Source organism: Microbacterium sp. ZW T5_56, from assembly GCF_044987425.1.
Lineage (GTDB): Bacteria > Actinomycetota > Actinomycetes > Actinomycetales > Microbacteriaceae > Microbacterium.
In genome coordinates this window covers 15,474-38,970 of the sequence record NZ_JBJDRI010000031.1, presented here as the reverse complement: position 1 = coordinate 38,970, position 23,497 = coordinate 15,474, and the positions used below count along the sequence as shown (strand labels likewise).

Sequence of the window (23,497 nt, the reverse complement as noted above, 5' to 3'; positions counted from 1 at the left end):
GGCCTCGGCGTGCAGTTCATGAATAGCGACGTTCGGCTAGGTTTGAAGCGCCTCAGTGGATTCCACGCCATAAGCCCCAGGCATATCGCCACCGACGCAAACCCATGCCCGCTCACGCGTCAAATACACAGCGGCGGCCCGAGCTCGATCGATTCTTCGCCCCGGGTGACGGCTGCGATGCCGCAGACGCGCGCCTCGACGTCTGGTTCGATCATGAGCGTGGTGTAGATCGACTGCACATCGAAAGCTGAACGCTCCTGGTTCCGCTCGCTCTCCAGATCGATCGCCGGATAGATAAGCATCGAGAGCGAGTTTCCTGCGGCTTCACCGTCGTAACGCGTGACGCGCCCCCAGACCGCCATGCACTGATTGGAGTACATCATCTGGACCAGGACGTCTCCTCCGAGGCGTTCCTCGCTCGCAGCGATCACTGCGTCCTCGCGACAGACCGTTTGCATCGGGTCGACTCCGTCTGCATACTCCAGAAACTCGCTACTGGGCGCGGAGGTCGTCGGCCGCTGCCCGGCGTCTCCCGCTCCTGGGCCACGTAGCATGCTCCATATAAGGCTCGTCGCACCCGCCGCGACCACCGTCGTCACGGCGCAGGCGATCACCATCGACACGAGTGGAAATCGCCGAGCCATCCACCCGCCGGAGTTCGGGAGTTCAGCTGAGTTCCCTCCAGCGGCTATCCGAGGATCCAGAGCTCTGCGTCGTGCTGTCCACATCCGTCGATCAGCGCCGAGCGCCTCCGCAAGACTCGCCACTGTTCGCTCTGTCGGAAGCTTGCGCCCCGAGAGCGCTTCGGATAACACGCTCTTGGAGATCTGCGTGCGTGTGTGGAGGGCGCCAAGTGTGGGGTTTCCGGCTTGCATGCGGAGTTCACGCAGGTCGGTGGCGAACCGCTCCACGCTGTCGGGCTTCGTACTTGGCGCGTCATCGCTCATGATTGCAGCTCCAGTTGGATTCGGGCTCGGTTCGGAGAGGGCCGTCCAGACGTCAAGGTGCGCGACGCGGCATCGGACAATTGCCTATCATCTTCCCGTAGAACGCGCTCGTTCGATGCTGTGATGTCCGCCCGCTCCGCTCATTTCGAGGCTTCTGAGCCCGGTTCGTGTTCGTTCCGGGTCCGAACGGAATGTTCGAACGCGGCCGGGCTCCAGCGATCGTCGCTAGCACCGCTGAGCGGAGCCGCCGCCGAGAATGGCCAGGCACCGGCGCTGCCGCGCGGTCGAATCGATCATCACGCTCCACGGACCCCCCTCGAGCGAGCACTCGCCCTCGCTCACGCACACCCTGCGCCGCCGCCGGTCATCGAACTCGAAGCACCAGGAGGGCCAGCACGTCGCGACACCGGCCGAGACGCCACCGACTCGGGCTACGTACCGGATGGGCAGGACGCGGATGACACGCGCGAAGCCATCCACTCTTTTTGGCCTATAAGCCGTACAGCCTCGATGCTGGGCGGAATGCACATACCCCCACTCGCAACAGCAAGTGGGGGTATGTGATGCTCTGGTGGACCTAAGGGGATTCGAACCCCTGACCTCCTCGATGCGAACGAGGCGCGCTACCAACTGCGCCATAGGCCCGTGAACAGATTCAGCCTAGCACGCTCGCGAGGGTCGTCCCGACCCGCGAGAATCGTTCCATGACCACCCCGCTGTTCCCGTCCGTCCGCCTCCTCCGCAACGTCCGCCCCTGGGGTCGGGAGTCATCCGACATCCGGATCGACGAGAACGGCATCATCACTGAGATCGCCCCGACGGCCGCTCGCGACAACGCTGCGGGCACGGTCGACGGACGCGGTCTGCTGGCCATCCCCGGGCTCATCAACGCGCACGCCCACGTCGACAAGTCGTGGTGGGGACACCCGTGGTAGTCCTACGGCGGCGAGCAGAGCACCGAGGGCCGCATTCGTCACGAGCGAGAGCGCCGCGGCGAGCTGGGCATCCCCGGCCCAGACATCACTCGTGCGGTGCTCGATCAGTCGGTGCGGACCGGCACCACCGCGTTCCGCACACACGTGGATGTGGATCTCGGCCTCGGCTTGGACGGCATCAGCATCGTCCGGGACGCGTTCGCGCAGTTCGACGGGGCGCTGGGGCTGCAGATCGTCGCCTTCCCGCAGGACGGGGTGCTGCGCCGGCCGGGCGTCGTCGACCTGCTCGCGCAGGCCGCTGCATCCGGTGTCGAGTTCATCGGGGGTCTGGATCCCGCCGCGATCGATCGGGATCCCGTTGGCCAGTTGGACGCGCTGTTCGACATCGCCGCCGAGCACGGCTGCGGCATCGACATCCACCTGCACGACGGCGGCGAGCTGGGCGCCTTCGAACTGGAGCTGATCGCGGAGCGCACCGAGCGGTACGGCCTCCAGGGCCGGGTCAACATCGCGCATGGCTTCGCCATCGTGCAGATTCCGGAGAGCCGACGACGCGACCTGCTCCAGACGTTCGGCGAACTCGACGTGACCTGGACCACGGTCGCACCGCTGCGCCTCCCCCAGCTGCCGCTGCACGAGCTCGCCGATGCTCGCGTCGACTTCGCCTTCGGAACGGACGGGATCCGCGACCTCTGGAGCCCCTACGGCACGGGCGATCTGCTCGGCATCGCGTGGCAGTACGCCCGTGCGGGCGGTGTGGTTCGCGATGAGGATCTGCTCCGGGTCGTCGAGATCGCCAGCTCCCGCGCCGCGCGCTTCGTCGGACGCGAGGTGCACGATCTGGTCGTCGGCTCCCGCGCCGACATCGTCCTGCTCGAGGCGGAGAACCCGATGGATGCACTCGTGCGCACGCCCGCGCGCGAGATCGTGATCGGCGGCGGTCGCCTCCTCCACACCTGATACGGGCACAGCGAGACGAACCGGTTCCGGCGGCTACTTCGTCCCGCTGGCGCTCACCCAGCAACCGAGGGGGCCAACGCTCAGGACGCGCGTCAGCGAGCCCGTTCGGCGCCAGACGTGCGACGTCAGCCGGCGGCGCGGCGGGCGAGGAGGGTGCGCACGTGCGCCTCGATCTCCTCGTCGCTGACGACGCCCATCGTCGCGTATGGCGAAGCCGCAGCCGGACGCTGCGGGGCGCGGACCGGACGAATCGGCACCGGTGCGGCTTCGGCCGCCCGCTCCCGTGCTGCCTCTTCCATCGCGGCACGCCGCAGCGCCTCGCGGGCGTCGCGCGCGTCCTGCGCGGCTGCAGCGGTGGTACCGGTCACCGTGCTCAGCGGCCGGGGCAGCACACGCGGCTGCCACTCGGGCACCCGCTTGTCGATCGGGACGACAACGGCAGGGCGCGAGACCGCAACAGGTGCCGCCTCGACGACAACCTCGGCAGATGTTCGCACCACCGTGCGTCGTGCAACGCGGTTCATCCGCTGCAACACGGAGAGACCCGCCACGACCGCGACGACACCGACGGCGATCAGCAGGCCGCCGAAGCCGGCACCTGCCGCCACGACGAGTTGCCACACTCCGGTAGCGAGAGCCCCGAGGCCGGCGACAGTGAGCACTGTGGCGATGAGTCGCGTGATCCGCCGCGCCCGCGCACGACGTTCCGCCGACGCACGCCGCTCGGCGACAAGCCGCTCACGCTCTGCGATGAGCTCGGCGCGCTGGCGTTCCTTCTCGATCCGCGCCTGCTCGGCCGCGACGCGGTCGCGCTCCTTCTGCACCAGAGCCTCGGCCCGCTGCTGCTCGCGAACCGCTTCCGCCGACGCGCGCACGCGATCGCGCTCCGATCGAACGCGATCCGCTTCCAGCGCGCGGGCGAGACGAGCCTGCTCGTGCGCGGTGCGAGCGTTCAGCTCAAGCTGCAGCTCTTCCGGATTCTCCGCCGTCTCGGCCAGGACGCGCAGTGCCTGATTCAGACGTACGGCGTTGCGCTCCGTTGCGTTGAAGCGACTGCGCGATTGCCACACGGGCACGAGGTACACCAGCCAGAGGACAAGCGCGATCACCACGATCACGCCGCCGCCGAGTACCGTTCCGCCCATGCGTCCACGATATGGGAGCTGGACAAGGCTCCCCGTGATGTGTTGGGCGTGTCGGACTAGGCCGGGCCGATCCGATCCGCCGGGGGCACGGTCGCGGCACCCGGGGGAACCGCGCCGAGCAGGTAGCGATTCAGCACGCCCCGAGGCACATCCTCCGTGGTGAGCGCGTACGCGTAGTGATCGCGCCAGTCGCCGTCGATGTGAATGTATCGACGACGAAGGCCCTCATAGCGGAAGCCGAGCTTCTCCACCACGCGCCGGGACGGATGATTCTCCGGCCGGATGCAGATCTCCATGCGGTGCAGCCGCAGCTGAGTGAAGGCGATATCGGTCGCGAGCGCCACGCCGATCGTCGTGATCCCGCGCCCCGCGACCCGCTCTGAGACCCAGTACCCGATCGTCGCGGACGCCAGCGAGCCGCGAGCGACACCCCAGATGTTCAGCTGACCCGCGATCTCTCCGTCGTATTCCATGACGAACGGGACGCCGGCCCCTTCCCGGTACTGCTGAAGGAGCCGGCGCACGCCGCTTCGCATGTCAAAAGAAACCGGTCCGCCGGGAAGCGTCGCCTCCCACGGACTCAGCCACGAGCGATTCGAGAGAAGCTCCTGCTGCAGGATGCGCGCGTCCCGCGGCTTCACCAGCCGCAGCGACACGGATCCGTGCCTGCTCGCGATCAGCGGTTCCACGGGGCGATGTGCCGGACTCAGAGCGTCTCGGCGAAGTCCTTCAGCCAGGCGCGCAGCTCCGGACCGAGGTCGGGGCGTGCGACGGCAAGCTGCACGATGGCCTGGATGTAGTCGATCTTGGCGCCGGTGTCGTAGCGACGGCCACGGAAGACCACACCGAAAACGCCGTTTCCGTTGGGGTCCGCTGCCTGCTCCTGAAGGGCGTCGGTCAGCTGGATCTCCCCGCCCTTACCCGGCTTGGTGTGCTCCAGGACATCGAAGATGTCCGGACCGAGCACGTAGCGGCCGATGACGGCGAGGTTGGACGGAGCGTCTTCGGCAGAGGGCTTCTCCACCATGCCGGTGATGCGGACGACGCCCTCATCCTCGGTCTGCTCCACGGCGGCAACACCGTAGAGGTGGATGTGCTCGCGCGGAACCTCCATCAGTGCGACGACAGCCGCGCCGCGCTTGGCGTGCTGCTCGATCATCTGCGGCAGCAGCGGGTCGCGCTCATCGATGAGGTCATCGCCGAGCATGACAGCGAACGAGGAGTCGCCCACGTGCGCCTTCGCGCGCAGCACCGCGTGTCCGAGGCCCTTGGGCTCACCCTGACGCACGAAGTGGATGTCGGCGAGGTCACTGGAGGCCAGTACCTGCTGCAGCTTCTTGTCGTCGCCCTTCTCCGCGAGCTTGCTCTCCAACTCGGGGACGGCGTCGAAGTGGTCGGAGATCGCGTTCTTGTTGCGCCCGATGATCACCAGCACATCATCGATTCCGGCGTTGACCGCTTCCTCCACCACGTACTGGATGGCGGGCTTGTCGACGACCGGAAGCATTTCCTTCGGCATCGCCTTGGTGGCGGGAAGGAAGCGCGTTCCAAGACCGGCGGCAGGGATGACCGCCTTCATACGAGACTGAGACATTCAACCACTCTAAAGGATGGGTCGCCGTGCGCCGTAGAATCGAGGTATGGCGAGACATATCGCGGATGAGAAGCAGGCCCTGCGCGCGGACATCCGCACGCGGCGGCAGTCGCTGTCGGAGTCCCAGCGCGATCGGGCCACGGCCGAGATCGCCGCTCGTCTGGACGAGCTGACCGAACGCACGCGAGCCCGCACAGTCTCCTGCTACCTCTCCTCTCCTGCCGAGCCGGGCACTCGCACCTTCATCAACCACGCGATGGATCGCGGCATCCGTGTGCTGCTGCCCGTCACGCGAGCGGACGGCCTCCTCGACTGGACGGTGGCCACCCCCGACGGCGGCGAGTACGAGGGTCTGTTCGGCCTGTCCGAGCCGGAGGGCGAGCTGCTCGGCCCGATGGCGGTCGATGACGCAGACCTGATGATCGTGCCCGCGGCTGCGGTCGGCACCGACGGCACACGCCTGGGGTGGGGACGCGGCTACTTCGACAAGACTCTTGGCTCCATGCAGAAATGCCCGCCGGTCTATGCGGTCGTGTACGACAACGAGGTGCTCGACGCCGTGCCTCGCGAGGCTCACGATCAACCCGTCACCGGCATCGTCACCCCCACCCGCATCATTCCTCTGACCTCCAGCGCCCGCTGATCCGCTCGCGGCGCGATTCACGAAAGAACATCACATGCCCACCTACGTCTATGCCTGCACGCAGTGCGGCCACCGCTTCGATGCCGTCCAGTCCTTCAGCGACGACGCTCTCACCGTCTGCCCCGAGTGCGGTGGGCCGCTGCGCAAGCAGTACGGATCGATCGGGGTGACCTTCAACGGCGGCGGCTTCTATCGCACCGACTCCCGCGCGTCCTCTGGTGGCGGCGGAGGCAGTGAGACATCATCGAAGGCTGAGACGGGTTCGTCTTCCACTACGACCTCCGCGTAGTGGTCTCGCACGGTGAGTGGGTAGGGGAAAGAACATGATCAAGGGATTCCGGCAGTTCATCCTGCAAGGAAATGTCATCGATCTCGCCGTGGCGGTCGTCATCGGCGCGGCGTTCGGCACGATCGTCACGAAGCTGGTCGAGGGGATCATCAACCCCCTGATCGCCTTCTTCTTCTCGGTCAAGAACCTCGACGACCTGACGTTGCCGGTCGCGAACCTCCAGGGCGGCACAACGGTCTTCGGCATCGGGGCTGTGATCGGCGCGATTATCAACTTCCTCGCCGTCGCCCTCGTGGTCTACCTCTGCCTCGTGCTGCCGATGAACAAGTGGAAGGAGCGCCAGGCCGCGAAGGCCGGCACCTCCGTCGAAGAGGAGCTGGCCCTTCCCAGCGAGCAGGAGCTGCTCTCCGAGATCCGTGATCTGCTCGCGAAAGATCGCGCGTAATCACCACCTCAGAAAGGCGTCGATCCCCCGGGTCGGCGCCTTTCTCGTCTTCAGTAGTGCGGCGGGACGTCCTGGCGCAGGCGCGCGTCGTTCGGCCCCTCACCCTGCGAAACGGGAGCCGCGACCTCATCCGGAGCCGCCCCGGGCTCCGCGAACGTCCCCGGTGCCGCCGTCAGCTTCGCACGACGAGAACCCACGCGGACGACACGCTGTCGCGGGTTCGTCGCGTCACTCGCCATCGACGGACTGCAGGTCGATCGGCTGCGTCTCATCGCCACGAGCGGGCGCGGATTCCACACCGAGGAGCACGGCGATGCGCTGCGCGACGCCCGCGGGATCGCTGTACAGGTCGAAGGCGTGGACGCGCACGTAGTGCCAGCCGAGCTTGCGCAACGCCTGCGGACGCAGCCGAACGCTCTCCCGGAGCGACTGGTTGGCCACATCCGGGTCGCTCTCCACGACGACGGCCTTGCCGCCGTGACGTGCCACGAGCGGGAGGATCCCGCGATAGTTCAGCTCGACATCCGCACCGAGATCGCGCAGCTCGCGCGCAAGTCCGCGGGTGAGCACATCGACGCCCTCTTCCGGATACACCTCGGCGGCACGCTCATCGACGCCGGCGAGGATGCCCATCAGGGTGGCGGCGCCATGCTCCAGTCGTCCGTCATCGAAGGCGGACGGCTGGATGCAGGAGACGATCACCATGGAACGCCGCGCCCGGGTCATTCCCACGGTCAGCAGTCGCTCCCCGTCGGGGGTCGACAGATCGCCGAAGTCGCTGAGCACCCGGCCATGCTTGGTGAGACCGAAGCCGAGCGAGAAGATCACGCGGTCGCGGCTCTCGGCCACCGATTCCTCGAGGGTCAGCACCGCGAACGGCTCCCCCGCGTCGCGCGAGACGAAGTCGGCCACGTCGGACCGGCCGGCGAACGCCGCGGCGACGGAACGGCGCACCCGCTCCGCGTGACGGCGGCTCGCCGTGATGACCATCAGCGACTCGCGGGGGCGCTTCACTGCGTGCTGCACCACAAGGGCGACGACGCGGGACACCTCGGCGTCCGTGCTCTCCACCGCTCCGGAATCGGGATCGGGGGCGCCATAGCCGCCCTCGACGTAGTCCACGCTCAGGCTGCCACGGCCGAGATACGACCCCGCCCACGGCAGCGAGACGATCTCGCCGCCGTAGAACGCGTCGTTCACGAGCTCAGCGAGGTCCTCACCGCCGGCGCGATAGCTGCGCGTCAGCGTCTCCACCGGCACGATCTCGGCCAATCGCTCGAACACGCTGGTCGCGTCGAACGGGTCTTCGCTCTCCCACTCGCCATCATCGGACGCGGCGATGCGGAACGGTGTCGGAGCCTGGGTAGCCGGGTCGCCGAGCGCGACGATCTGGTGCGCGCGACGGATCGTGGGCGCGGCTTCGGCGAGGCTGATGGCGCCGGCGTCGGCGATGATCGCCACGTCGAAGCGGACGTCGTCGCCGAGCGCGGGGACCTCATAGGGCGAGGCGATCCACACCGGCGCCACGATGTCGGCGAGGTGGGGTGCCACGCGCATCAGCTCGCCGGGGCTCGGGGTTCCGCGAGTGAGGGTGTGCTTGAGGCCGATCGCCTCGTCCGGATGATCCACGATGCCGATGCGCCAGTCGGTGGCCAGCCGCGCGGCCAGCAAGGGACCCGAGGCGGCGTTGTGCGCTTCGTCGACGAGGCGGAAATCGCGCTCCAGCCGGTCGACGATCGACGTGTTGGCGCCGAGCAGTCGGCGATCGTTCTGCAGCAGGTGCTCCAGCACCGATTGCCACCAGGTGAACTCGAGCTCGTCGCTCACCCGCTCTTCATCGACGTGGCGAACCGACAGCTCCTCGAGCAGTGGCTCCAGGCCGAGGCGGGCAAGCTCTGTGCGCAGGCTCGCGCGCTCGACGAGGTTGTCGAAGTACTTGGACTCGGCGGCAAGGCCGGCCAGCGTCCGCACCAGCTGGGCGACCGGCATCGCCGACAGCCGCGCGGTTCCGGCGCGCCCCAGCACCGTGTCGAGCGAGGCGAGATCAGCATGCACGCGCTGCCACGCAACCGTGACGTCGTGCAGTCCGACCGGGACCTCGGGAACCGCGCCCTGCTCCACGTAGCGCTGCCACTGGGTGCGCTGCTGCTGGATGCGCTGCAGCCCGGCATGCATGTCGGCAACGTGCACACCGGGGCGCACCAGATCACGCGAGAGGTTCTTCAACCGGCGGCGGTTGGCGTTGCTCATCTCGGCCGTGCCGCGGCGCGGGCCGTGCGCGTCGATCATCTCGCCCAGCGGGCGCTCGAACGCGGTGGGAAGGAACTTGTCGAGAGATTCACCGATGCCCTGCAGGAGACGGAGGTACTCCCCCAGCTCGTCCACCGTGAGGAACGGCCGCATACGTGTCTGCGCGATCAACTCGTATCCGCGCTCCAGCAGACTCGACACGTCGCTCTTGTGGAGGCGCGCGGCCAGCGCGTGCGCGTCGGTGGCGGACGCCGTGGTGCTGAAGCTCACGCCGTACCACGGCGAATCGTCGGGCCCGAAACGGAACTCGCCCAGGCGCGCGGCAAGGGTGAGCTTCTCGGCCGCTTCCCGACGCCCGCTGGCGAGTGCCTGCAGGGCACGCGTATCCAGACGCGCGGCCGTGTTCGGGGCGGTGGGCTTCTGCGCCAGCGCCGACAGCGCGCGCGTGGCGTCGAGCGCGGAGACCCCGAAGACGGGGTGCGCGGCGGACAGTGCGGCGCGGTAATCGGTGAGGATCGCGCGCAGACGCACGAGCGCTTCGTCCACGTCAGCCACCTGCGGCTGTTCGGCCTTCTCGTTGCGACCGATGGCGCGGATCAGATCCTTGCGGACCGCAGCGGGGGCGATCGCCAGAGCGTCGAGCCCGACCCCCGCCAGACGATGACGGATGCCGTCGAGCGTGGATCGGCGGGCGCTCACCACGAGCACCCGCTTGCCGTTGTCCACGAGCGATCCCACGGCATTGATGATCGTCTGCGTACCGCCCGTGCCCGGGAGGGTGGTGATGGCCAGCGACTGACCGGCCATGATGCGTGCGAGCACGCGCTCCTGCTCGGAATCCGCGTCCAGCAGCAGAGTGTCGGCGGCAGGCGCGCGGGTGTCGGGGTTGGTCGGCACCACGTCGCCGCGCGCCGCCCGCAGGCGAGCACGATCGTCCTGGTGACCCCCGAGCGCGTTCAGCACGGGGTGATCCAGAGACCCATCCCGTGACATCGCGTTGGCGACATCGGCGAACACCGACACCACGAGACGGGGGTGGACGGAGAACGTGTCGATGCTGGCAGTGGCTCGGCGGAGATGATCGATCACCGGTTGCGGTTTGAACACACCGCCGTCATAGGCGAGCGCCGCAAGCCGCGGTCCGTCGATCGTGATGCCGAAGTGCTCCTGCGCGGCTCGAACCAGTTCGGGGTTGATCTGGAAGTTGCCGTGCAGTTTCAGCTCGAAGTCGTGCTGGTGACGCCGAATGGCGAGGGGACGCAGCAGCACCGGGGCGGTGTACGCGACCCCGCCGATGCGCCACGACGCGAGGCCCACCGCGAGGTGCACCGGGTCGAGGCCGCGCACTGCGCGCAGCTCGAGATTCTTCGTCGTGATGCGTTCCGCCGCCATGCGCGCCGTGCGCAAGGCGACCTCGTCACGAAACAGCCCGGACAGCAGGGTGGAGCGGCCCGTGATGAACTGCGGGAGGCTGCCCGGATGGGCTTTCGTGATCTCGATTCCGGCTTCCGGGATGTCGTGATAGCGCAGCAACGGGGAGGGTCCGCCGAGATCTGCCGCCTGACGGACGATGGCGTCTCGCGTCGTCTGCGCGGCGTGGGTCACGTGCACACCGGGCGCGAGCGAGTCGATGTCGCCCGGGACGATCGGTTTCGCCGTCGCGCCCGCACGCTCGTCGTCTTCGGTGTTGTCGTGCCGCACACGACCAGACTAGGTCGAGAGCCCGCGGATTCGCCGTATTCCGCGCCGCGCGCACCCGATCCTCCCCTTCTCCTCCCCCGGCCCGAAATCACGCCGAGTTGTTCCCATCGACCCGACAGAGACGGATCCACGCTCGAGCGACGAAGATGATGTGGTCATGAAATACACCTGGGACGTCATATCAACCCCCTTTGGCGCGGCTGTGGGAGTCGCCGGCGAGCGTGGACTCGTCTGGTTCCACCTGATCGACGGGGACCCGCAGTGGGAAATCGAGCGGGTCTCGGCGCAGCTCGGCACCGTACCCGTGAGCAGTCCGGGGTCCCTCGCCGAGCTGTGTGAGCAGATCGAGGAGTACTCCGACGGCAAGCGTCGAGAATTCGACGTGGAGCTGGACTGGAGTCTGGTCAGCGGGTTCACGCTGGACGCACTGCAGGCGGTCACCGAGATCCCGTATGGGGCCACGGCGTCGTACGGCGAGATCGCGCTGGTCGCCGGACGCCCGCGGGCAGCACGAGCAGTGGGCACCGCCTGCCGACTGACACCTTTCTCTCTCATCGTCCCCGTTCACCGCGTGGTCCGCTCCGACGGATCCGTCGGTGAGTACGGCGCGCATCCGGAGACCAAACGCGCCCTGTTGGAGCTGGAGGGCGCGATCGCCCCGAGAGCGGTGCCGCGCCGCACGACCCGGGTCGACGATGAGGCGGCGGACGAGGCCTTCGATCGAGCCGCGCGGGGCTGATCCGGCGATATCCTCGAATGCTCGATCCTCTCGGCGTTGTGGTACCGATTGCCCGGAGCACAGAGGCACCATGGAGGCACGGTGAACGCACGCACGGCACCGCCCAGCGAGGCGGAACTGGTAGCGCACGCGGTGCGCGAACTGTCCCGTCGCACGGGTTTCCCGGTGGCCTTCGGCGGTCTGTTCCGAGACGGCGAGGTGTCCATCACCGCCGTTCACGGCGCGCGCACCCGCAGTCTGGATGGCCTGCGCGTGCATCCGGAGCGCGGACTCGGCGGCCGAGCGGTGGTCGAACTTCGCCCGCGCATGACGAGTGACTACGGTGCCAGTCGATCCATCACCCACGATTACGATCGAGCGATTCTTGGCGAGGGGATTTCCACCCTTCTTGCGGTTCCCATCATTGTGGGCGGAATCGCGCGCGGCGTTCTGTACGGCGGATCCTGGAGCGGCCAACCGGTCGGCGAGGTGAATGCCGCACCGGCATTCCAGGTGGCCGAGGCACTCGCGGCTGAATTGCGTGTGCGTGATGAAGTGGAACGTCGGGTTCGCATGCTGGGAACGTCGAGTCCGCTTCCGGTTGTCAGCGATCCACTTCCCATGGCGCATCGGGAGGAATTGCGATCGATCTATGCGGCCCTTCGCCCACTCATCAATCGAGCGGCCGAAGCAGATGCACAACAATTGCGCACGCTTTCCGAACGATTGGCATCGCTCGCCGGCGATCACCTGCCTCTCCCGTCGCCTGAAACGCCGCGGCTGGCGCCGCGCGAGGTGGACGTCCTCGCCTGCGCCGCGCTCGGAGGAACCAATGCCGATATCGCTCGGCAACTCGGCCTGATGCCCGGAACGGTGAAGGCCTATCTGGCCACTGCGATGTCGAAATTGGGAGTTTCCACGCGTCTCGCCGCGGTAACCGAAGCCCGGCGGGCCGGCATCATTCCCTGATCACCCGCTGTCACGCCATCCAAAACCCGATCCCCACATCACGACACAGGAACTTTCTGTGAAAGTCCTCCTGGGAAATTGATGATTCATCTTCTATTGTTATGCACATGGCAAAGAAGATCGTTCACCAGATCATTGACGACCTCGACGGCACTGTCCTCGAAGTCGGCGACGGCGAGACTGTTCATTTCTCGCTCGATGGCGTCGCCTACGAGATCGACCTCACGGATGAGAATGCTGCAGCGCTTCGCGGCGCTGTAGCACCGTTCATCTCCGCCGGCCGTCGTCTCGCACGCGCTGCCGCTATTTCCTCTCCCGCCCCCAAGCGTGGCTCCGGTCGTACTGACCTCGCCGCCGTGCGCGCCTGGGCCAACGACAATGGCCACCCGGTCTCTGACCGTGGTCGCGTGCCGGCGAGCGTCCTCGAGGCGTACGACGCCGCGCACTGACCTTCACCGCATTCGGGCCGTTCTGCAGAGATTGCAGAACGGCCCGAATGCTGTCCATCCGAGGGGCGCTACCTCGCTACACGCAGTCCATCGACACAGACGTCGACCCATCGCTGAGTCATGAAGCCACCCGTGTCAGGAAACGCGTGAGCGCTACCCGACCATGCCCGGTGACGACACCATCGCCCCCGCTGCCGACGAGCACTGTCGTCGTGGGCTCCAGATCCTGGGCCTCCAGCGAAGCGGCTCCCGCGATGACCGTGATGGAGGTGACGTCGCCGGTCAGACCGGTCGGCTCGCTGACGGTAACCGTCGACAGGGTGGCAATCGCCTCGCGCTGGTCAAGACTCAGACACAGCAGTCGGCTGATTCCCCGAGACGCCCAGCGGCGCAGCTCCACCGTCTCCCCCGCGGATCGCAGGACCTCCCCCGACCGCAGGGGTCGGTACGCGCCGCGTTCACCGATCGCGATCTGAGCCCCCGAGAGCCCGACCACCTGATAGCTGGCGTGACGCTCGGGAAGCACGAACGTTCCGTTTCGCGAGCGCAGCTCCAAGACGTGCAGACCGGCATCCGACCATCGCTCATCCGCGGAGAGCGCCGTGAGGTGCCGGATTCGCCCGTCGCCGGCGTCGAGCGGTCGTACGGCGACCGCCTGGTTGATCGGAGTGAACATGTTCCTGCCTCTGGGGTCCCGGTGAAATGCCGGGGCGGGAGCCGCGTTGTGTGCGGCCCCCGCCCCGTCTGGCCTTGCTCAGCGATCAGCGGATCAGCGATCAGCGAGCACGTACCCCGCCTCACCGTGGATGACCTTGTCGATACCGGCGATCTCGTCCTCGTCCTTGATGCGGAAGCCGAGCGTCCGATCGATGACGAACCCGATGCCGTACGCGAGTGCGAAGGAGTAGATCAGCACCGAGAACGCAGCGATTGCCTGAACGAGCAGCTGCGTGCCGTCGCCGCCCAGGAAGAGGCCGGTGCCGTTGGCGAAGAAGCCCAGGTACAGGGTTCCGATGAGTCCACCGATGAGGTGGATGCCCACCACATCCAGCGAGTCATCGAAGCCGAACTTGAACTTCAGCTCGATCGCGAGGGCGCACACGGCACCGGCGATGAGACCGAGCAGGATGGCCCAGATGGGCTGCAGCGACCCGCAGGCCGGCGTGATGGCGACGAGGCCGGCCACCGCACCCGATGCCGCGCCCACCGAGGTCGGCTTCTTGTCCTTGATCTTCTCGACCACGAGCCAGGCGAGCAGGGCGGCGGCAGGTGCCGCGAGCGTGTTGACGAAGGCGAGAGCAGCGGTGCCGTCGGCGGCGAGTTCCGAACCCGCGTTGAAGCCGAACCAGCCGAACCACAGCAGTCCCGCACCCAGCAGCACGAACGGCGGGTTGTGGGGCACGTGCGCACCCTTCTGGAATCCCTGACGCTTGCCGAGGACGAGAGCGAGAGCGAGAGCAGCGGCACCGGCGTTGATGTGCACCGCCGTACCACCGGCGAAGTCGATCGCGCCGACACCGAAGGCCTCCTGCAGGCCGTGCGTGATCCAGCCGCCGTAGGCGAAGCTGCCGTCATCGGCCAGACCGAAGTTGAACACCCAGCTGGCCACCGGGAAGTACACGACCGTCGCCCAGATGGCGGCGAAGATCATCCACGACCCGAACTTGGCGCGGTCGGCGATCGCACCCGAGACGAGTGCCACCGTGATGATGGCGAAGGTGGCCTGGAACGCCACGAATGCCAGCGGCGGGTAGGCCGCTCCCTCCGGCACCTCGATCAGGCTTTCCAGTCCCACCGCCGACCAGTCGATCGCCCAGGGCGCGAGTGTGCCCTCTGCGCCGGGGAACGCGATGGCGTAGCCATAGAGCACCCACAGCACACCGATGAGTCCCAGCGCACCGAAGCTCAGCATCATCATGCTGATGACGCTCTTGGCCTTCACGAGCCCGCCGTAGAAGAACGCGAGGCCGGGAGTCATCAGGAGCACAAGTGCCGCCGCGATGAGAATGAACGCTGTATTTCCCTGGTCCATCCGAGTCCACCTTTCCGAGAGGTCGCGAACTGCGCGAGTGCGCTGCGACACGCCCTAATCTGGCGCACATGAATTTCCCAGGCGCTACGCGGTTGTTTCCAACGCGTGACATTTTGCGCGGCCACCCCCCGGCGGTGGACTGCTCGGGGGTCAACTAGGCTGGGGAGTCGCGCCCCTGTAGCTCAGTGGATAGAGCGTCGGTTTCCTAAACCGTGCGTCGCTGGTTCGAGTCCAGTCAGGGGCACCAGAACAGGTCGCCGATCACGCCGGGGAGTAGACGCGGAACCCGACCGATGCGCCCAGGGCAACCATCCGGTCGTACTCCGCCTGCGGAACCAGATACAGGTGATAGCTGTCGCTCTCCGTGTCGATGACGGTGAGCGCGTAGCCGCGTTCGCGCACATACCCGGCGATCTGCTGAAGCGCCGCCTCGGTATGCTCATCGCCCGGGAACGGAATCTCGGCGAGGTCAAGCGAGAGACCGAGGCTGTCGGCGACTCGCTTCAGTTGCCCCACGATGTCGTCGGTCGCTTCTTTCCAGTCGATGTACGCGCCATACACGAACGGGGTGTCGTAACCGGCGAGCCAGTAGACGAACGCATCACGAATCGTCGCGTGAAGCTGCTCAGGCTCGGGGTCGCCGAAACGCATCTTCGCGCACCAGTCGGGATGCGCCGTTCTGAACGCCTCGTATCCCTGAGCCAGCGTCGCTATATCTGCTGCGACCTGGGCGTCGTTGTTGCTGATGATCGCCGCCATCGGCACCAGCGGAGCGAAATCCACCTGCTGCGTCTCGACAGTCGGCGCACTCTGCGCTGGCGTGACCTTGCGATCACGGGAGAAGAAGTCGAAGAGGCCCATGAGGGAACCCTACCGATGAGTCAGAGCGCGACGGTGCGGAAGCCGGCGTTGCCCATCGAGGAATCCGGAGTGTTCTGTGAACGGGCGGAGTTGCGATACCGGTTGCAATACAAGATGTGGCAGAGGTAGCTGCCACCCGCGAAGAACGCGAGTGTCACCCTCCGCTGGCCCCAGCGGATCCGATTCGGACGACCGCCCATACGACCGCGGGTCGAAGCGGTCCTCGCACCACTCCCACACGTTGCCGACGGTCTGCCAGAGCCCGAAGTCATTCGGGGCGAATGTGCGCACCGGCGCCGTGGTCGCCCATCCGTCTTCGACGGTGTTGTGCGCGGGAAACTGCCCCTGGAAGATGTTCGCCCGCCAGCCGCCCTCGTCGACCTCGGCGTCGCCCCAAGGGTACTTGGCACCGTCGAAGCCTCCGCGGGAGGCGTACTCCCACTCCGCCTCCGTCGGCAGGCGCCGCCCGGCCCAGACGCAGTACGCCTGCGCGTCATTCCAGCTCACGTGCACCACCGGGTGATCGCCGCGGCCCGCGATATCCGAGCCGGCACCACCCGGGTGACGCCAGTCCGCTCCCCGCACTCCACGCCACCACGGTGTCTGCGGCGGAACGCCCACCACATCCTCCTCTGGTGCCGTGACCGCGAGGTGGAAGACGGCCGAATAGCCGAACACCTCCGCCTCGGTGCGGTAGCCGGTGGCGTCGACGAAGGTCGCGAACGCATCGTTGGTCACCGCGGTGGCATCGATCGAGAACGCGGAGAGACGAACGACGTGGCGGGGCGTCTCGCCATCGGCGGGGTTCTCGTCACCCGACGAGTCGCCCATGGTGAACGCGCCGGACGGGATCGCGATCTGCTCGATCGGGCGCTCCCCTCGAGCCGAAGACAGAGGTGTCGCAATCGCCTTGCTGATCTGGAGCAGTGACGACCGAGCCGGGGCACCGCACCCGCAGCCACAACCGTCCTGCTCGCTCATGCGCGTCTCTCCGTTCGCCCTAGCCGCGCGTCGCCGGCTCAACGCTGCGCCCGCTTGCGAGCCTATCGGGCGCAGGAACGGCACGGATCCGAGGGCGGCGTGTGCCGATCACGACCCCCGCCACCACCAGCACCATGCCGATCGCCTGTGCCGGCCCGAACATCTCCCCCGCGAACGCGACGCCGAGGATGACACCAGAGACCGGGTTGAGGAGGCCGACCGCACCGATCGCCGATGCCGGCAGGCGCTGGAGACCGGTGAACCACGCCGCATACGCCAGCGCGGTGGCGAACAGCGAGACATAGAGGAATCCGAGCCACTGCTGCGGCCCCTGCGGGATCGGCGGCGCCCCTTCGACCAGCGCGGCAACCGGGATCAGCGCCATCGCCCCGGCCATCAGCTGCCAGGACGCCAGCGTCACCGGTGGGATCTTGGCCCCCCACTTCGCCGTGAGAACGAAGCCGATGTTTGACGAGAGCATGGCGGCGAGTGAGGCGAGCAAGCCCCAGCCGTTCACCCCCGTGGTCCCGATCCCGATCATCACCACGACTCCGATGATGCCGATCAGTGCGCCAGCGACGGCCATGATGCCGGGGCGCTGGCCCAGCAAGCCCCAGCCGAACAGGAGCATGGTCCCGGCCGACGCCGACATCACGGTCGCCGCGAGACTGGAGGGCAGCAGCGTGCCGGCGAGGTAGATCAACGCGAAGAAGCCGCCCACGTTGAGCAGACCGAGGACGAGCGATTTCCACCACCAGTCACCGCGGGGCAGGCGACGTGCGATCACCAGCAGCACGATTCCTGCGGGAAGGGCGCGGTAGACACCGCCCCACAGCGGAGTGCCTGCGGGGAGGAAGTTGCGCGTGATGAAGTACACACTCCCCCAGGCCAGCGGCGCGATCGCCGCAATCAGGATCCACTTCCACCGCGAGTTATCTTCCATGGAAGATAACTTACACCTTCCGAGGAAGATAGATTGGCCCGATGGCAGACGAACCTCGGAACGATGACCGGGTCGACCGGATCCTCGCGGAGTGGCGCCGCGAGAGACCCGACCTGGACACCACCCCGCAGGCGGTGATCGGCCGCCTCCACCGCCTCGCGATGATCCTTGATCGCGCCATCGACGATGAGTTCGCTCGCTTTGGCATCTCGCAAGGCGAGTTCGATGTCCTCGCCACCCTCCGCCGCGCCGGAAACCCCTACCGTCGCAGCGCGGGCGAGCTGGCCGAGCACACCATGATCTCGACGGGCGGGTTGACCAAGCGCGTCGATCGTCTTGTCGCACGCGGACTCGTCCAGCGCGAGGGTGACGCCAGCGATGGGCGGCGTCGCCACATCAGCCTCACCCCCGCGGGGCTCGAGCTCGTCGAGCGCGCCGTGGAAGGACACACCGCGAACGAGCACCGCCTGATCAGCGGGCTCGATGGTGACGCCCCGCACCTGGCTGAGCTGCTCAGCCGCTGGCTGCGCGCTCTCGACGTCGACTGACGCGGGTCAGGCCGCCGCCGCGCTGAGGTACGGCGCCCACGCCGGCTCCGCGCGCTCCGTGCCGCGCACGGTCCACTGCGTACCACGCGGGGGCTGCGGGATGAAGCGCAGCTCCCACCCCATCTCGTGCGGCGTCCGATCGCTCTTGACGTTGTTGCAGCGCAGACAGCACGCCACCAGGTTCTCCCACGAATCCGCGCCTCCGCGCGAGCGCGGCATCACGTGATCGATCGTGGCCGCGGGTTTGGCGCAGTAGCCGCACCGAAACCCGTCACGACGCAGCACGCCGCGCCGCGTCACCGGGACGTCGTAGGTCGTGGGCACTCGCACGTAGCGGGAGAGCAGGATCACCGCCGGGCGATCGAACACGCTGCTCGTCCCCCAGACCGGCGAGTCCTCGACCCGTTCGATAATCGTTGCGCGGTCATTCATGACCAGCAGCAGCGCTCTCTTGAATGAGATCACTGCGAGTGGTTCGTATCCTGCGTTCAACACCAGCGTGCGCATCCGTCATCCTCTCGATTCGCCCCGGCTGGTTGCCGGGTTTCACGATGCGTTGCGACGCGGTCGATTCATCCCGGAACGACACAGGGCGCCACCCGAACGGATGGCGCCCTGTGAGAGCTCGCGGACATGCTCGTTTGCGATAGGTGATGCTCATGCGCGCGCGACTGACCCACACCCGTGGTTCGGATGCTCGTCGTCGTATGCATGTGCGCCCTCCGCGTTTCGACCGGCGTCAGGAGACAGCGTAACCCCGACACGCCCGGGACGCATACGACGCGCAGGTGAACATCCCACGTCCGGCATCAACGACGAGGGGCACCGCACGTGTGCGATGCCCCTCGTCGAGTGTTCGTTGCGTCAGCCGGCGTTGGCCACGAGGAACGCGTAGGAGTCCACCAGCGAGCCATCCAGACGGACTTCGAGGTGGAGGTGATTGGCGGTCGAGCGACCCGTGCTGCCGACGAGACCGATCAGCTGACCGGCTTCCACATGGTCGCCCTCGGACACCACGCGCGAACCGGAGGTCATGTGACCGTAGCGCGACTCGACCGAGGTGCCGTTCACGTCGCCCGTGATCTCGACGAAGTTGCCATACCCGCCGTAGCTCTCGGCCGAGATGGTGACCGTGCCGGCGTTCATCGCGTAGATCGGCGTACCAGCGGCGATCAGCAGGTCAGAACCCTCGTGTCCACGGCCGGCACCGAGGGTGTCGCCCAGGATGAAGCCTGTGACGGGCCAGACGAAGGTTCCGGTAGCGCCGGAGAACGTGGGCACGTTGGAGAAGTCGATCGAGACCTTCTTGTCGGCCGCGGCCTTCTTCGCCGCCTCGGCGGCAGCGGCGGCCTCCTGCGCACGGCGCAGGGCTTCCTCTTCCGCCTTCTTCTGCGCGATCTCTGCCGCAGTCGTTGCGGCATAGGCGTCGCGCTGAACGGCATCTCCCGTGACATCGGATGCCACGACCAGCGCCTGTGCACCGTCTGCGGCGGCCTGCTGCAGGGTGAGGCCCTTGTTATCTGCGGCGGCGCTGTTGGCACCGTTGTATGCGCCGTAGGCCGACAGTCCGACCGTGCCGATCAGGCCGGCGACGATGACCAGGCTGCCAAGGATGCGCGCGGGTCGGGCTCGCCCCCCGCTCGCGGGGCGGGGCTGACGACGCGCACGACGCACCACCGCTGCGGTCGACTCCGGCGCCCCCTCGGACTCGGGCGGGTTCGACTCGTTCACTGCACTCAAGCTGGTTCCTCCGTCGCCTCCACGCCGAAGCGTCCGGCTCGTCGGCACTCGGTTCAGGGCACTTTGTGCATCGGGACCCGCGGAGGTGACGAGCCGTTGAGGCAATTCCGGGGTGTCCTTCGGCCAGCTTGCGCCGACGGACATTTCCAGAGTACGGGAATGTAACGATTCTGTCACTCTGAATCCCAAACTCTCAGCATGAGCCTCACAGATACCCCGTGGACCAGGCCTTTTTCCGGCCTACTTCAACTGGAACTGCGATGCCACCGCGTCCAGAGCATCCTGAGGAACCTCCGTGCCGTCGCAGCGGACCGCGATCTCATACGTTCGATCCCCCGCCACATCAACGCGTGTGTAGCTGACCGATGCCTTCTCGTAGTCCCCCGTGCTGATCTCCGTATAGCCCGAGAACTCGTAGAGCACCCCGTCCGGCCCGGGCACCAGCAGCGAGGCGACGGAGGATGCTGTCGTCCCTGGTGCCGCGTACTTCTTCGCCAGTTCACCCCAGTACTCGCTGCCGTCCCGATCATCGTCACCGAAGGAGCCGGGGTTGGAGTGCAGGGCGAAGTAGCACGGGCTGCGCCACGCGTCCTCGCCCTCGGGAGCGGCGGGTCCCAGAAGGTGCTCGGGGTCAGCGGTGTCGTACGGTGCCCAGTCGGCTGTCTCTGCCATGGCGAGCACCGTGCCGGCCGGGAGGTTCGCCGACATGTCCAGCGTCACCGTCCCCTCGGGCGCGGGCGCACCCGGCGTCGGCACGGCCGAGGTGCCCGGAGGCGCCGGGTCAGCCGCGGGCGATGCCGTGAGGATCCGCGCGGCGGAACCGACGACCACGACGATGATGACGACGGCGACCAGGACGACGACGGCCCAGCCCCAGCCGGGGAGCCCGCCCGCGCGCGGCGCGGCGGCATATCCGGGGGGCGGGGTGTACCCGGGTTGCGGAGCGTATCCGGGTTGCGGGGTGTATCCGGGTTGTCCGGTCAGCGGCTGCGCAGCGTACGGGGCGGAAGCATATGGCTGGGATGCGGGGGCAGAGGCCGGGGCTGCAGACGGCGCAGACGCGTACGGTGCCGACGTGCCAGGCACAGGACCAGACGGCGCCACGGCAGAGGGCGGGACAGCTGCCGGCGCGGCAGACGGCGCAACGCCACCGGGAGGCACCGCGCCCCCCGGTGGCGGCGCATACACCGGAGGAACGTAGGGCGTGCCGTACGGCGGCAGACCGCCATACTCCGGTCGGCCGTTCGGCCAGACCGGCGGAGCGGACGGCCCCAGCCCGAGTTCCTCGGACGAGCGCTGTCCGAGTGGCATCGGCGCAAAGCCGTCGTACCCACCGGACTCAGGCGGCGTGCCGTCCGTGTTCTGTTCACCCGCCATGTCGTCCCCCTCGGACCTGCCGTGTGCGATTGTCTGAGCCGGTTCAGCGCCGGTCGTCGACGAGGAAGATGTGGCTCGCGATCTCCACGGGAAGCTCAAGGCCGTCCTCGTGGCCGTCCATCTCCACGAGGACATAGCCCTCGTTGAAGCGGAAGCCGCCGTGCGCTCCGGGCAGGACGCCGGCGTCGCGCAGCTGCTCGAGCAGTTCCGGATCCACCTGCGCCGGCTCAGCTAAGCGGCGAACCGTTCCCTCGATCGGCGTGCCGGCGTCGGTGAGCCGGTTGACCAGCCCGATGACGCCCTGCTCGAAATCGGTCGCGACTTCGCTTCCCAGCACATCGAGTCCGGGAATCGGATTGCCGTAGGGCGACTCGGTCGGGTGGCCGAGCAGCTCGATCAGCCGGCGCTCCACCTGCTCGCTCATCACATGCTCCCAGCGGCATGCCTCGTCGTGCACGTATGCCCAGTCGAGTCCGATGACATCGGACAGGAGGCGCTCCGCGAGACGGTGCTTACGCATCACGTTCACAGCCTTCCCGCGGCCGCTGTCGGTGAGTTGGAGGCGACGATCATCCGACACGACGACGAGACCGTCGCGCTCCATACGACCGATGGTCTGCGACACCGTCGGTCCGGAGTGCCCCAGTCGCTCGGAGATCCGTGCGCGCAGCGGCGTGATGTTCTCCTCCTCCAGCTCGAGGATGGTGCGCAGGTACATCTCGGTGGTGTCGATGAGATCAGTCATGTGCCCCTCACGATCGCGACGATTGACTTCCTCAGCCTATCCGTCACCAAGCGTCACGCGGTCGGGAACGCCCCGACGCCCGCCCTAGAATCTGTTCATGGCGAGCGTTGAGATCCCCCGTGACCTTCTCCCCTCCGACGGACGCTTCGGCTGCGGTCCGTCCAAGATCCGGCCCGAGGCGGTGTCCGCCCTCGCGAGCGTGGGATCGTCACTGCTCGGCACCAGCCACCGGCAGGCGCCCGTGAAGAACCTCGTCGGCTCCGTTCGCTCGCAGCTGGCCGACCTGTTCCAGCTGCCGGAGGGGTACGAGATCATCCTCGGCAACGGCGGCTCGACCGCATTCTGGGACGCCGCGGCGTTCGGTCTGATCGAGAACCGCGCGCAGAACCTCGTGTTCGGTGAGTTCGGCGGCAAGTTCGCCGCCGCGGCGAAGGCCCCGTGGCTGCAGGCACCCGATGTGCGCACCGCGGAGCCCGGTTCCGTGGCGTTCGCGGAGGTCGTCGACGGTGTCGACGTGTACGCCTGGCCGCACAACGAGACGTCGACGGGTGCTGCGGCTCCCGTGACCCGCGTGAACGGCGCCGCCGGTGCGCTCACCGTGATCGATGCGACCAGCGCTGCCGGCGGATTGCACGTCGATATCGCGCAGACGGACGTCTACTACTTCGCGCCGCAGAAGAACTTCGCCTCCGACGGCGGCCTCTGGTTTGCGGCCGTGTCGCCGGCCGCGCTGGAGCGCATCGCCCGCATCAACGCCAGTGACCGGTACATCCCCGAGTTCCTGAACCTGCAGACCGCGGTCGACAACTCGCGACTGAACCAGACGCTGAACACCCCGGCGCTGTCCACTCTGCACCTGCTGGACAGCCAGGTGCGCTGGATGCTGGACAACGGTGGCCTCAGCTGGGCTGCATCCCGCACGGCGGAGAGCTCCGGCGCCATCTACGACTGGGCCGAGGCATCGGCCGTGGCCTCTCCGTTCGTCACCGACCCGGCATACCGCTCCGGAGTGGTGGCCACCATCGACTTCGATGAGAGCGTCGACGCCGCGGCCGTGGCCGCGACGCTGCGCGCCAACGGCATCGTGGACACGGAGCCGTACCGCAAGCTCGGCCGCAACCAGTTGCGCATCGCGACGTTCGTCGCGATCGACCCGGACGACGTTCGTCAACTGCTCCGGTCGATCGACTACGTGCTCGCGAACTCCTGACATACACACAGGGGG

The 23,497-nt window shown here is 67.5% G+C and carries 24 protein-coding genes, 2 tRNA genes and 2 pseudogenes; 11 read left to right on the top strand and 17 right to left on the bottom strand.

Translation table 11 applies throughout. The features are described from left to right. Window positions 1–119 precede the first annotated feature (119 nt). The 3 genes and pseudogenes from ACI3KU_RS14555 to ACI3KU_RS14545 all read right to left on the bottom strand — a co-directional run bounded on the left by ACI3KU_RS14555 (window position 120) and on the right by ACI3KU_RS14545 (window position 1,592). Window positions 120–617: a DUF2690 domain-containing protein gene (locus ACI3KU_RS14555; protein WP_404923037.1), complete on the bottom strand. Its 498-nt coding sequence runs from the start codon at window positions 615–617 to the stop codon at window positions 120–122. A 120-nt stretch (window positions 618–737) separates the two neighbouring features. After that, window positions 738–947, bottom strand: a pseudogene (locus ACI3KU_RS14550) (helix-turn-helix domain-containing protein); the annotation flags it as partial. A 569-nt stretch (window positions 948–1,516) separates the two neighbouring features. Next, window positions 1,517–1,592, bottom strand: a tRNA-Ala gene (locus tag ACI3KU_RS14545). A 59-nt stretch (window positions 1,593–1,651) separates the two neighbouring features. On the opposite strand from ACI3KU_RS14545, the gene ACI3KU_RS14540 reads away from it, so the two are divergent. Beyond that, on the top strand, window positions 1,652–1,882 hold the full coding sequence (locus tag ACI3KU_RS14540; protein ID WP_404923023.1) for a hypothetical protein: 231 nt from the start codon (window positions 1,652–1,654) through the stop codon (window positions 1,880–1,882). 96 nt (window positions 1,883–1,978) lie between these two features. Then, on the top strand, window positions 1,979–2,842 hold the full coding sequence (locus ACI3KU_RS14535; protein WP_404923022.1) for an amidohydrolase family protein: 864 nt from the start codon (window positions 1,979–1,981) through the stop codon (window positions 2,840–2,842). Window positions 2,843–2,967: 125 nt separating this feature from the next. On the opposite strand, the gene ACI3KU_RS14530 is transcribed toward ACI3KU_RS14535, so the two are convergent. From ACI3KU_RS14530 to galU, 3 genes are read right to left on the bottom strand one after another with little or no spacing between them, the layout of a single operon-like run. Continuing rightward, a complete protein-coding gene (locus ACI3KU_RS14530) occupies window positions 2,968–3,987 on the bottom strand; it encodes a large exoprotein (protein ID WP_404923021.1) in 1,020 nt (339 codons plus the stop codon). 56 nt (window positions 3,988–4,043) lie between these two features. Beyond that, a complete protein-coding gene (locus ACI3KU_RS14525; RefSeq protein ID WP_404923020.1) occupies window positions 4,044–4,676 on the bottom strand; it encodes a GNAT family N-acetyltransferase in 633 nt (210 codons plus the stop codon). 17 nt (window positions 4,677–4,693) lie between these two features. Continuing rightward, a complete protein-coding gene (gene galU, locus ACI3KU_RS14520) occupies window positions 4,694–5,581 on the bottom strand; it encodes a UTP--glucose-1-phosphate uridylyltransferase GalU (RefSeq protein WP_404923019.1) in 888 nt (295 codons plus the stop codon). Window positions 5,582–5,627: 46 nt separating this feature from the next. Between galU and ACI3KU_RS14515 the strand changes: the two genes are divergently transcribed. Genes ACI3KU_RS14515 through mscL form a run of 3 tightly spaced genes read left to right on the top strand, consistent with a single transcriptional unit; the run spans window position 5,628 to window position 6,958 of the window. Then, entirely contained in the window at window positions 5,628–6,224 is a 597-nt protein-coding gene (locus ACI3KU_RS14515; protein ID WP_404923018.1) for a 5-formyltetrahydrofolate cyclo-ligase, read from the top strand. Between the two features lie 34 nt (window positions 6,225–6,258). Then, window positions 6,259–6,513, top strand: a complete 255-nt coding sequence (locus ACI3KU_RS14510) for an FmdB family zinc ribbon protein (RefSeq protein ID WP_404923017.1) — start codon at window positions 6,259–6,261, stop codon at window positions 6,511–6,513. Between the two features lie 34 nt (window positions 6,514–6,547). Continuing rightward, window positions 6,548–6,958, top strand: coding sequence for a large conductance mechanosensitive channel protein MscL (gene mscL / locus ACI3KU_RS14505; RefSeq protein ID WP_404923016.1), 411 nt, complete (start codon window positions 6,548–6,550; stop codon window positions 6,956–6,958). A 50-nt stretch (window positions 6,959–7,008) separates the two neighbouring features. Here mscL and ACI3KU_RS14500 read toward each other — a convergent pair whose 3' ends face one another. Next, window positions 7,009–7,197 carry a hypothetical protein gene (locus ACI3KU_RS14500; RefSeq protein ID WP_404923015.1) on the bottom strand — a complete coding sequence of 63 codons (189 nt, stop codon included), beginning with the start codon at window positions 7,195–7,197 and terminating at the stop codon, window positions 7,009–7,011. Then, window positions 7,187–10,909 (bottom strand): AAA family ATPase, encoded by a 3,723-nt coding sequence (locus tag ACI3KU_RS14495; protein ID WP_404923014.1) that lies wholly within the window; start codon window positions 10,907–10,909, stop codon window positions 7,187–7,189. Before ACI3KU_RS14495 ends, ACI3KU_RS14500 begins: the two co-directional genes overlap by 11 nt. A 157-nt stretch (window positions 10,910–11,066) precedes the next feature. On the opposite strand from ACI3KU_RS14495, the gene ACI3KU_RS14490 reads away from it, so the two are divergent. The 3 genes from ACI3KU_RS14490 (at window position 11,067) to ACI3KU_RS14480 (ending at window position 13,045) form a co-directional block, all read left to right on the top strand. Continuing rightward, window positions 11,067–11,648 carry a methylated-DNA--[protein]-cysteine S-methyltransferase gene (locus ACI3KU_RS14490; protein ID WP_404923013.1) on the top strand — a complete coding sequence of 194 codons (582 nt, stop codon included), beginning with the start codon at window positions 11,067–11,069 and terminating at the stop codon, window positions 11,646–11,648. Between the two features lie 81 nt (window positions 11,649–11,729). Beyond that, window positions 11,730–12,596 (top strand): LuxR C-terminal-related transcriptional regulator, encoded by an 867-nt coding sequence (locus ACI3KU_RS14485; protein ID WP_404923012.1) that lies wholly within the window; start codon window positions 11,730–11,732, stop codon window positions 12,594–12,596. 107 nt (window positions 12,597–12,703) lie between these two features. Further along, the gene (locus ACI3KU_RS14480; RefSeq protein WP_404923011.1) at window positions 12,704–13,045 is read left to right on the top strand and encodes an Lsr2 family protein; all 342 of its coding nucleotides are present in this window, start codon (window positions 12,704–12,706) and stop codon (window positions 13,043–13,045) included. Between the two features lie 118 nt (window positions 13,046–13,163). Here ACI3KU_RS14480 and ACI3KU_RS14475 read toward each other — a convergent pair whose 3' ends face one another. Together ACI3KU_RS14475 and ACI3KU_RS14470 are read right to left on the bottom strand one after the other, a co-directional pair. Beyond that, a complete protein-coding gene (locus ACI3KU_RS14475) occupies window positions 13,164–13,721 on the bottom strand; it encodes a hypothetical protein (RefSeq protein WP_404923010.1) in 558 nt (185 codons plus the stop codon). A gap of 93 nt (window positions 13,722–13,814) precedes the next feature. Beyond that, on the bottom strand, window positions 13,815–15,077 hold the full coding sequence (locus ACI3KU_RS14470) for an ammonium transporter (protein WP_404923009.1): 1,263 nt from the start codon (window positions 15,075–15,077) through the stop codon (window positions 13,815–13,817). A 171-nt stretch (window positions 15,078–15,248) separates the two neighbouring features. On the opposite strand from ACI3KU_RS14470, the gene ACI3KU_RS14465 reads away from it, so the two are divergent. After that, window positions 15,249–15,324, top strand: a tRNA-Arg gene (locus ACI3KU_RS14465). Window positions 15,325–15,338: 14 nt separating this feature from the next. On the opposite strand, the gene ACI3KU_RS14460 is transcribed toward ACI3KU_RS14465, so the two are convergent. From ACI3KU_RS14460 to ACI3KU_RS14450, 3 genes and pseudogenes are all read right to left on the bottom strand, one after another. Beyond that, window positions 15,339–15,938: a hypothetical protein gene (locus ACI3KU_RS14460; RefSeq protein WP_404923008.1), complete on the bottom strand. Its 600-nt coding sequence runs from the start codon at window positions 15,936–15,938 to the stop codon at window positions 15,339–15,341. Between the two features lie 20 nt (window positions 15,939–15,958). Then, window positions 15,959–16,769: pseudogene (locus ACI3KU_RS14455) on the bottom strand (formylglycine-generating enzyme family protein). Between the two features lie 169 nt (window positions 16,770–16,938). Continuing rightward, a complete protein-coding gene (locus tag ACI3KU_RS14450; RefSeq protein ID WP_404923007.1) occupies window positions 16,939–17,862 on the bottom strand; it encodes a DMT family transporter in 924 nt (307 codons plus the stop codon). A 41-nt stretch (window positions 17,863–17,903) separates the two neighbouring features. On the opposite strand from ACI3KU_RS14450, the gene ACI3KU_RS14445 reads away from it, so the two are divergent. Beyond that, on the top strand, window positions 17,904–18,410 hold the full coding sequence (locus tag ACI3KU_RS14445) for a MarR family winged helix-turn-helix transcriptional regulator (protein WP_404923006.1): 507 nt from the start codon (window positions 17,904–17,906) through the stop codon (window positions 18,408–18,410). 6 nt (window positions 18,411–18,416) lie between these two features. Here ACI3KU_RS14445 and ACI3KU_RS14440 read toward each other — a convergent pair whose 3' ends face one another. From ACI3KU_RS14440 to ACI3KU_RS14425, 4 genes are all read right to left on the bottom strand, one after another. Then, window positions 18,417–18,917, bottom strand: coding sequence for an HNH endonuclease (locus ACI3KU_RS14440; protein ID WP_404923005.1), 501 nt, complete (start codon window positions 18,915–18,917; stop codon window positions 18,417–18,419). Between the two features lie 357 nt (window positions 18,918–19,274). Further along, the gene (locus ACI3KU_RS14435) at window positions 19,275–20,141 is read right to left on the bottom strand and encodes a M23 family metallopeptidase (protein ID WP_404923036.1); all 867 of its coding nucleotides are present in this window, start codon (window positions 20,139–20,141) and stop codon (window positions 19,275–19,277) included. A 249-nt stretch (window positions 20,142–20,390) separates the two neighbouring features. Then, window positions 20,391–21,527, bottom strand: coding sequence for a hypothetical protein (locus tag ACI3KU_RS14430; protein WP_404923004.1), 1,137 nt, complete (start codon window positions 21,525–21,527; stop codon window positions 20,391–20,393). A 43-nt stretch (window positions 21,528–21,570) separates the two neighbouring features. Then, window positions 21,571–22,272 (bottom strand): metal-dependent transcriptional regulator, encoded by a 702-nt coding sequence (locus ACI3KU_RS14425; protein WP_404923003.1) that lies wholly within the window; start codon window positions 22,270–22,272, stop codon window positions 21,571–21,573. 97 nt (window positions 22,273–22,369) lie between these two features. Between ACI3KU_RS14425 and serC the strand changes: the two genes are divergently transcribed. Further along, window positions 22,370–23,482: a phosphoserine transaminase gene (gene serC / locus ACI3KU_RS14420; protein WP_404923002.1), complete on the top strand. Its 1,113-nt coding sequence runs from the start codon at window positions 22,370–22,372 to the stop codon at window positions 23,480–23,482. Window positions 23,483–23,497 lie beyond the last annotated feature (15 nt).

Bases quoted from the DNA above. Each gene is read 5' to 3' on its own strand.
- mscL (WP_404923016.1), top strand. From the start codon at position 6,548: ATGATCAAGGGATTCCGGCAGTTCATCCTGCAAGGAAATGTCATCGAT.
- ACI3KU_RS14430 (WP_404923004.1), bottom strand. From the start codon at position 21,527: ATGGCGGGTGAACAGAACACGGACGGCACGCCGCCTGAGTCCGGTGGG.
- ACI3KU_RS14460 (WP_404923008.1), bottom strand. From the start codon at position 15,938: ATGGGCCTCTTCGACTTCTTCTCCCGTGATCGCAAGGTCACGCCAGCG.
- ACI3KU_RS14540 (WP_404923023.1), top strand. From the start codon at position 1,652: ATGACCACCCCGCTGTTCCCGTCCGTCCGCCTCCTCCGCAACGTCCGC.
- ACI3KU_RS14440 (WP_404923005.1), bottom strand. From the start codon at position 18,917: ATGCGCACGCTGGTGTTGAACGCAGGATACGAACCACTCGCAGTGATC.
- ACI3KU_RS14555 (WP_404923037.1), bottom strand. From the start codon at position 617: ATGGTGATCGCCTGCGCCGTGACGACGGTGGTCGCGGCGGGTGCGACG.
- ACI3KU_RS14450 (WP_404923007.1), bottom strand. From the start codon at position 17,862: ATGGAAGATAACTCGCGGTGGAAGTGGATCCTGATTGCGGCGATCGCG.
- ACI3KU_RS14530 (WP_404923021.1), bottom strand. From the start codon at position 3,987: ATGGGCGGAACGGTACTCGGCGGCGGCGTGATCGTGGTGATCGCGCTT.
- ACI3KU_RS14475 (WP_404923010.1), bottom strand. From the start codon at position 13,721: ATGTTCACTCCGATCAACCAGGCGGTCGCCGTACGACCGCTCGACGCC.
- ACI3KU_RS14490 (WP_404923013.1), top strand. From the start codon at position 11,067: ATGAAATACACCTGGGACGTCATATCAACCCCCTTTGGCGCGGCTGTG.
- ACI3KU_RS14515 (WP_404923018.1), top strand. From the start codon at position 5,628: ATGGCGAGACATATCGCGGATGAGAAGCAGGCCCTGCGCGCGGACATC.
- ACI3KU_RS14470 (WP_404923009.1), bottom strand. From the start codon at position 15,077: ATGGACCAGGGAAATACAGCGTTCATTCTCATCGCGGCGGCACTTGTG.
- serC (WP_404923002.1), top strand. From the start codon at position 22,370: ATGGCGAGCGTTGAGATCCCCCGTGACCTTCTCCCCTCCGACGGACGC.
- ACI3KU_RS14510 (WP_404923017.1), top strand. From the start codon at position 6,259: ATGCCCACCTACGTCTATGCCTGCACGCAGTGCGGCCACCGCTTCGAT.
- ACI3KU_RS14480 (WP_404923011.1), top strand. From the start codon at position 12,704: ATGGCAAAGAAGATCGTTCACCAGATCATTGACGACCTCGACGGCACT.
- ACI3KU_RS14445 (WP_404923006.1), top strand. From the start codon at position 17,904: ATGGCAGACGAACCTCGGAACGATGACCGGGTCGACCGGATCCTCGCG.
- ACI3KU_RS14425 (WP_404923003.1), bottom strand. From the start codon at position 22,272: ATGACTGATCTCATCGACACCACCGAGATGTACCTGCGCACCATCCTC.
- galU (WP_404923019.1), bottom strand. From the start codon at position 5,581: ATGTCTCAGTCTCGTATGAAGGCGGTCATCCCTGCCGCCGGTCTTGGA.
- ACI3KU_RS14500 (WP_404923015.1), bottom strand. From the start codon at position 7,197: ATGGCGAGTGACGCGACGAACCCGCGACAGCGTGTCGTCCGCGTGGGT.